Raw genomic sequence first — 5,902 nt, 5'->3', positions numbered from 1 at the left:
ATCAACCAGTGTCTCCAGCTCTTTGGCCTGTTCCAGGTTGTAGGTCATGGGTTTGTCGCATACCACATGAAATCCGTTCTCCAGTGCCATTTTGGCCGGGGGGAAATGCATGTGGTTAGGCGTTACGATGGAAACGAAATCCATCCGCTCACCTTCCGGCAGACCTTTCTCTTTTTCGATCATCTCTTCAAAACTTCCATAAACACGGTCATCAGGCAGATACAATTCTTTACCCGAGGCTTTTGATTTTTCAGGATTGCTGCTGAAAGCCCCGCAGACCAGTTCTGCCTGGCCGTCCAAAGCTGCGGCACTGCGGTGTACTGCTCCGATAAAAGCATCTTTTCCACCGCCAACCATGCCCATTCTGAGTTTTCTGTTCATAGCTGACATTTTTCGATTGGTAGATTAATATTAGCTCATAAGGTGATATCATTCAATGCCATATTGGCTCTTATTTCAAAAGTAAAGGAAAGTTATGAGAATTTCAACCTTTTCTATCTCAAAGAGAAAAAAAAAGATGGTTTAAGAATAATAAAAACAGGATATGAGAAATATCATAAATGTTTGGATAAGTAGTTTACAAAAAATAATTTATAACTATTCTAAATAATATTGAACATCATGAATTAAATTGTAGTTAAATTTTTGTAAATGAGCACTGTGTATTCCACGCTTCAGGTTTTCTCTAATAAAACAATCAGTTGTTCATATTTATGCTCTAAAGTGCTTTTTCCATTAAGTCCTTCAATCCATAGTACCTATTCCCATCGGTGTGCTTTTAAACCATTCATAAAATTGCCTGGCAATATCTAATAGATCAATTTCCTGGCACTTTATGATGCTATTTAAAATACACATAAACTGGTCGGTATCGTCAGTCCAATCCCCCTTATTCCATCTAGCCCGATGTTTATCCTGAACGATCTGTTCATATTCTGAAATGCCTTGGGGATAATACTGTTGAACTTCACTTCTGCTTAGGAACTCAGTTCCTAATCCTAAGGCATCACCTATTGCCTGTCCAAAGATCAACCCCTTAATTTTATTTCTGATGGTTTTTGAAATTTTCATTTTTATTTTCATTTTCATTTTCAAGCAATCTTACTAAAGGCTCAAATGCCGGCTTTCCTATTTTTCCCAGAGATGCTGCTGCATTATTCCTGATCCGTCCATCTTCATCCTCCAGCGCTTTGACTAATTTGTTGATTTTTCCTTCGCTGTTCATAGATTCATTTTTGCCATTTTTGCTCACTTTGTTGTTTGTTATTTTAACTGTTATCTAAAAACCAAATTTACAAAAAGGAAACTCAAACTAAAAGATGTGAAAGGCATCGGTCCAAAGACTTTTGAGGATATCCGGTGGGAGATAAGGGTTGAATAAGGCAAGTTTTCATCGGAAGTGTTCATTGTATTTGATTGGCTATACCTAACTATCAATATACCTTTTCAGGTATAATATTAATCAAGTTATTTGTTTTTATACCCGAAATGATATAAATTTGTTTCAAAAAGGGGTAATTACACCCGTAAAGGTATAGAAATATGAAGGATATAGTCACATTTGTGAAAACACGACGAAAACAACTGGGACTTACACAAAAGGATATAGCGGAAAAAGCCGGTGTGGGCCTGCGATTTGTTCGTGACCTGGAGCAAGGAAAAAATACCCTGCGTATGGATAAAGTGAACCAGGTGTTGGCCTTGTTTGGCCATATTTTAGCGCCTGTAGAACGTAAAAAGATAGAGAACAATGAACAGGAAAGCTAAAATATTCTGGGGCAATGAACATTGCGGATATCTTGAAGAAACTGAAGAAGGATACCGGTTTTACTACCTGGAAGAATACCTCCAAAAGCCTGATGCAAAACCGGTAAGCAAAACGTTGCCTTTGCAAAGGGAAGCTTACACCTCGAATGTTCTTTTCCCTTTTTTTGATGGACTCATCCCTGAAGGCTGGTTATTAAACATAGCTGAAAAACACTGGAAAATCAATCAAAGAGACCGAATGGGACTTTTACTTGCTTGCTGCCGGGATACAATTGGAGCTGTCAGTGTCGAACCTGTTAAGGAAGATGAATGAAGAAACAATGTCTTTTTTGCTATAAAGAAAATAAAGAATCGGAGGACGATTTTCACAGGAGTTGCAGCCGAAAAATATTCGGATCTGCCAGACCCCCAATCTTTGAGTATGGCCTGGATGAAATGAACGACCTGGCGAAACAGGTTGTAGAAAGAAGTGTCACTGTTCCCGGAGTGCAAGCGAAAATATCCCTTCATCTGAATAGAGAAAGGAGCAAACCGGCTCGTCTTACCTTAGTTGGGTTATGGGGTGAATATATCTTAAAACCACCGGCAGAAAAGTACGCAGAATTACCCGAGAACGAGGACCTGACCATACACCTGGCTGAAGTTTTCAGTATTCCTGTGGTTCCACATACCCTTATAAGGCTTAAATCCGGTGAACTGGCTTACCTGTCCAGGAGAATTGACCGCGATAAAGTGGGAAAGTTACACATGGAGGACATGTGCCAGCTAACCGAAAGATTAACAGAGGACAAATACAAGGGGTCAATGGAACAGGTTGGAAAGGCTATTGACAAGTATTCTTCCAATCCTTTACTGGATATGGTGACGTTTTTCGAAATAAGCCTTTTTTCATTTTTAACCGGAAATGCAGACATGCATTTAAAAAACTTTTCACTAATAGATAGAAGAGACGGACTGACCAGTCTCACACCTGCCTATGATTTGTTATCCACAAGACTGGTTATACCCGAGAAAGATGACCCGGAAGAAATGGCCTTGATGCTTAAGGGCAAAAAAAGGAAATTTAAGCTCGATCATTTTATTGATTTCGGAGCAACGTTAGGATTAACCAGAAAACAAATTTCAAATACCTTTGATAAATTCAAAAGAAAAATTCCTAATGCATTAGATTTTATTGATTGGTCTTTCATTTCGGATAACAAAAAAGAGGAATATAAAGAGTTACTTATCAGCAGAGCAGAAAGGCTGAAAATGAAACCGGCTTATTGATTTTCTTAGAATGAATTGTAGGGTTCCGTTGATGCCGGTGAATGGACGTTTTCCTCCTCTTCGGGTTCGTGCAGCAGGAATTATAACCAGAAACAGTATTATACAGACAGTGAGGACAAGATCAACATCAACGCCGCCTCGAAAAGCAAGCTGGATCAGCTCTATGGGATAGGACCTGCAAAAGCTCAGGCCATCATTGATGCCCGGCCTTACAGCAGCGTAGACGATCTGACCCGGGCCAAAGGCATCGGGGATGTTACCCTGTCAAGAATCGAGGACTACATAACCGCCGGAAGCAGCAGCGGTTTCCAGACGGATGATCTCACTTCCTCCGGAGATATCAACATCAATACCGCTTCCCGTTCTAAGCTGAAAAGCCTGGATGGTATCGGAGAGGTACTTTCAGGACGGATCATCCATGCCAGGCCCTTTGGTGATATAGATGAAATAAAAAATGTGAAAGGCATCGGACCGAAGACCTATGAGGATATCCGGTGGGAAATAACGGCTGAATAAGCATTTTGGGGAAATACTCCAGAACGATACGGGGGGCATTGGAGAAGTAAGAACAGCCCTGATATCGGACAGAGGACAGTTATGCAATAATCTGTATTTATGCTAAGTGAATCACTATGGTTTAGTTTTTAACCACAGAGAACACAGAGGTAACCACTGAGGAACACAGAGAATGTTCATTATTGAATGTAAAACTTGGCAATTATAGTGGAATATATATATTTTTTTAGGATTTTTGGTAATTTTTCTGATATTTAATACATTATTTCATCTTGACATCAATCCCCCAAAAATATATTTCGCCGCTCCTGCGTTTAACCTTTGATTGCAAAGGGAATATTTTCTATTTTTAAAAAATCTCTGAAAGATATGAGCAAAAAAGATCAGAATCATACCAGCGAGCCGCTTTTCAGATCGGGTGAATCCACTTCTATTAGGGAGATTTTTGAGAAGTATAAATCTTTTGATCGGAGGATTGAGGAGATAGAAAAACTTTATGGTCATGTATCTGAAACTGATCAAGAGATTGCTGAGGAATTTTTTAAAAGTGCGCTTCAGCGTAAAAATTCTATCTTTGGCTATGAATATGAATCAATTAGCAGCCTTGACAGAACAATTATTTCAAAAAAACTCAAAGGTAAATTTGACATCATCCTCCACAACGCCGAATATTCCGTTATTATTGAAGTAAAGTACAACCTCCACCCGAACGATGTTACCTATTTTATAGAACGCAAGCTACCCCATTTCAGGCAATTGTTTCATGAATATGCAGATAAAAAGATCATTGGCGCTGTTGCAGGAATGCGCGTTTCTTCGGACAGTTATAAGCTTGCCGAAAAACACGGGCTGCTGGTGCTCTCCCAGTCAGGGAAAAACATTGCCGTGATGAACCCGGAAGGCTTCAGGTCGAAAGAATTTTAATGTATAATGTTCCCCAAAAATGCTGCATTTATTGCGAGAATTTTTATGATAACGGAATAAGAAATTCCATTATAGCAAATTTCAATAAATTGAAATTAAGAGTCCGGTATAAAAAGCCAGATATTGGCTGATAAGGCTCTAAGCGGCTTTAGTAGATACTTGAAATTCAGTAGATAGCTTCTGTACAATTAGCTAAAAACAGCCGCTAAGAGCCTTTTTAGACTAGACTCAAGTCTTTATGATCGTATAGGAAAGCAAAATAATGATCATAATAATCTATGTTAATACTATCTTTATCAACTTTATATATTTTTCCTTTTTCCATAGTTTATAGTTTATATTTTATATTTTATATTTTATCGATCATTATTCAAATCATTGTAAACTATTGTTTCTGATTAGCTGTTTATTAAATGGTTAAGAAATTTTTCAATCTCAATCTTTATTTTTCCACAAAGTATTTGTAAAGAGATTATACTCTAAACCCCCTCCTCCACAATCTTCCGCTCCTCCTCCGTCAACCCGTAAAGATCATACACCATCTCATCAATATCGGCCTCCAGGGCGCTGGTGCTTTTCCCTCCCGCACCCCTGGCTCCGGCAGTTGCCGGATGGACCCGCCCGCCATAACCTCTGAGGCTATTGCATCTTTATTAATATTTCCCCACCAACCTTTAATATGATCGCGCGCGGGTTTTCCACCGGTTTTTGCTTTTCTAAGTCCCTACCCTTTGGAACCAAACTCCTGCTATCTCTACAGACCGAGTTCCCCTTTAGAGCCTGTCCCGATTATTTATCGGGAGGTTAGGGGTGAGCGCGCGGGAAAATCTCACAACATTTCTTGAATCCTCTCCACCACTCCCTCGATATCCTCAAACACCTCACTATTCTTAAATCGCAACACCCGGATTCCGTACTCTTCCATTTCACCTGCTCTTCCTATGTCGTATTCCTTTTGTCCGTCATGTATTTCACCATCTATTTCAACCACCAGTTTGGCCTGATGACAGTAGAAATCTGCAATGAAACGCCCGATCGGATGCTGTGGCTTAAATCTTACGCCCAATTTTTTCTTCCTTAAGTGTTCCCAAAGCAGCTTTTCCGCCTGTGTCATCTTATTTCTCAATATCAAAGCCCTTCGGAATATTTCAGACGATGCCTCATAGAACATCTTCTTTTCAATGTTGCTTCTTTTCATGGTATTATGATAATATAAGTTAATCTTTGTTTCTTCCCTCCCACGCCCTTGGCCTCCCGATAAATAATCGGGACAGGCTCTAAAGGGGAATCCCGCCCGTCATAATCTCTAAGGCCTTTTATCTCTTCATATATTTTCTAAACTTTCCTTCTCTCGCGCGTGGGTTTTTCTACCGGCTGTTACCTTTCTCACCCCTTTATCCCTTGGAACCAAACCTTTCCTCTTCTA

The 5,902-nt window shown here is 39.6% G+C and carries 9 protein-coding genes; 5 read left to right on the top strand and 4 right to left on the bottom strand.

Annotated elements, in window-relative coordinates; all coding sequences use genetic code 11:
• The 3 genes from KGY70_15940 to KGY70_15930 form a co-directional block, all read right to left on the bottom strand.
• Positions 1–381: Gfo/Idh/MocA family oxidoreductase (locus tag KGY70_15940; GenBank protein ID MBS3776688.1), on the bottom strand; the 381-nt coding region annotated here is incomplete at its 3' end.
• A gap of 363 nt (positions 382–744) precedes the next feature.
• On the bottom strand, positions 745–1,071 hold the full coding sequence (locus tag KGY70_15935) for an ADP-ribosylglycohydrolase family protein (protein ID MBS3776687.1): 327 nt from the start codon (positions 1,069–1,071) through the stop codon (positions 745–747).
• Positions 1,043–1,225 (bottom strand): HEAT repeat domain-containing protein, encoded by a 183-nt coding sequence (locus tag KGY70_15930; protein MBS3776686.1) that lies wholly within the window; start codon positions 1,223–1,225, stop codon positions 1,043–1,045. The genes KGY70_15935 and KGY70_15930 overlap by 29 nt, the downstream gene beginning before the upstream one ends.
• Positions 1,226–1,542: 317 nt before the next feature.
• Between KGY70_15930 and KGY70_15925 the strand changes: the two genes are divergently transcribed.
• The 5 genes from KGY70_15925 to KGY70_15905 all read left to right on the top strand — a co-directional run bounded on the left by KGY70_15925 (position 1,543) and on the right by KGY70_15905 (position 4,476).
• The gene (locus KGY70_15925; GenBank protein MBS3776685.1) at positions 1,543–1,767 is read left to right on the top strand and encodes a helix-turn-helix transcriptional regulator; all 225 of its coding nucleotides are present in this window, start codon (positions 1,543–1,545) and stop codon (positions 1,765–1,767) included.
• Positions 1,751–2,080, top strand: a complete 330-nt coding sequence (locus KGY70_15920; GenBank protein ID MBS3776684.1) for a HipA N-terminal domain-containing protein — start codon at positions 1,751–1,753, stop codon at positions 2,078–2,080. Before KGY70_15925 ends, KGY70_15920 begins: the two co-directional genes overlap by 17 nt.
• Positions 2,077–3,036, top strand: a complete 960-nt coding sequence (locus KGY70_15915) for a HipA domain-containing protein (protein MBS3776683.1) — start codon at positions 2,077–2,079, stop codon at positions 3,034–3,036. The genes KGY70_15920 and KGY70_15915 overlap by 4 nt, the downstream gene beginning before the upstream one ends.
• A gap of 168 nt (positions 3,037–3,204) precedes the next feature.
• Entirely contained in the window at positions 3,205–3,552 is a 348-nt protein-coding gene (locus tag KGY70_15910) for a helix-hairpin-helix domain-containing protein (GenBank protein MBS3776682.1), read from the top strand.
• 369 nt (positions 3,553–3,921) lie between these two features.
• Positions 3,922–4,476, top strand: coding sequence for a hypothetical protein (locus KGY70_15905; protein MBS3776681.1), 555 nt, complete (start codon positions 3,922–3,924; stop codon positions 4,474–4,476).
• A gap of 829 nt (positions 4,477–5,305) precedes the next feature.
• Here the strand turns inward: KGY70_15905 and KGY70_15900 are convergent.
• Positions 5,306–5,674 carry an endonuclease domain-containing protein gene (locus tag KGY70_15900; protein MBS3776680.1) on the bottom strand — a complete coding sequence of 123 codons (369 nt, stop codon included), beginning with the start codon at positions 5,672–5,674 and terminating at the stop codon, positions 5,306–5,308.
• Positions 5,675–5,902 lie beyond the last annotated feature (228 nt).

This window comes from Bacteroidales bacterium, assembly GCA_018334875.1.
Lineage (GTDB): Bacteria > Bacteroidota > Bacteroidia > Bacteroidales > UBA12077 > JAGXLC01.
The sequence above is the reverse complement of the archived record's forward strand: the minus strand, read 5'-3'. Positions and strand labels throughout refer to the sequence as shown.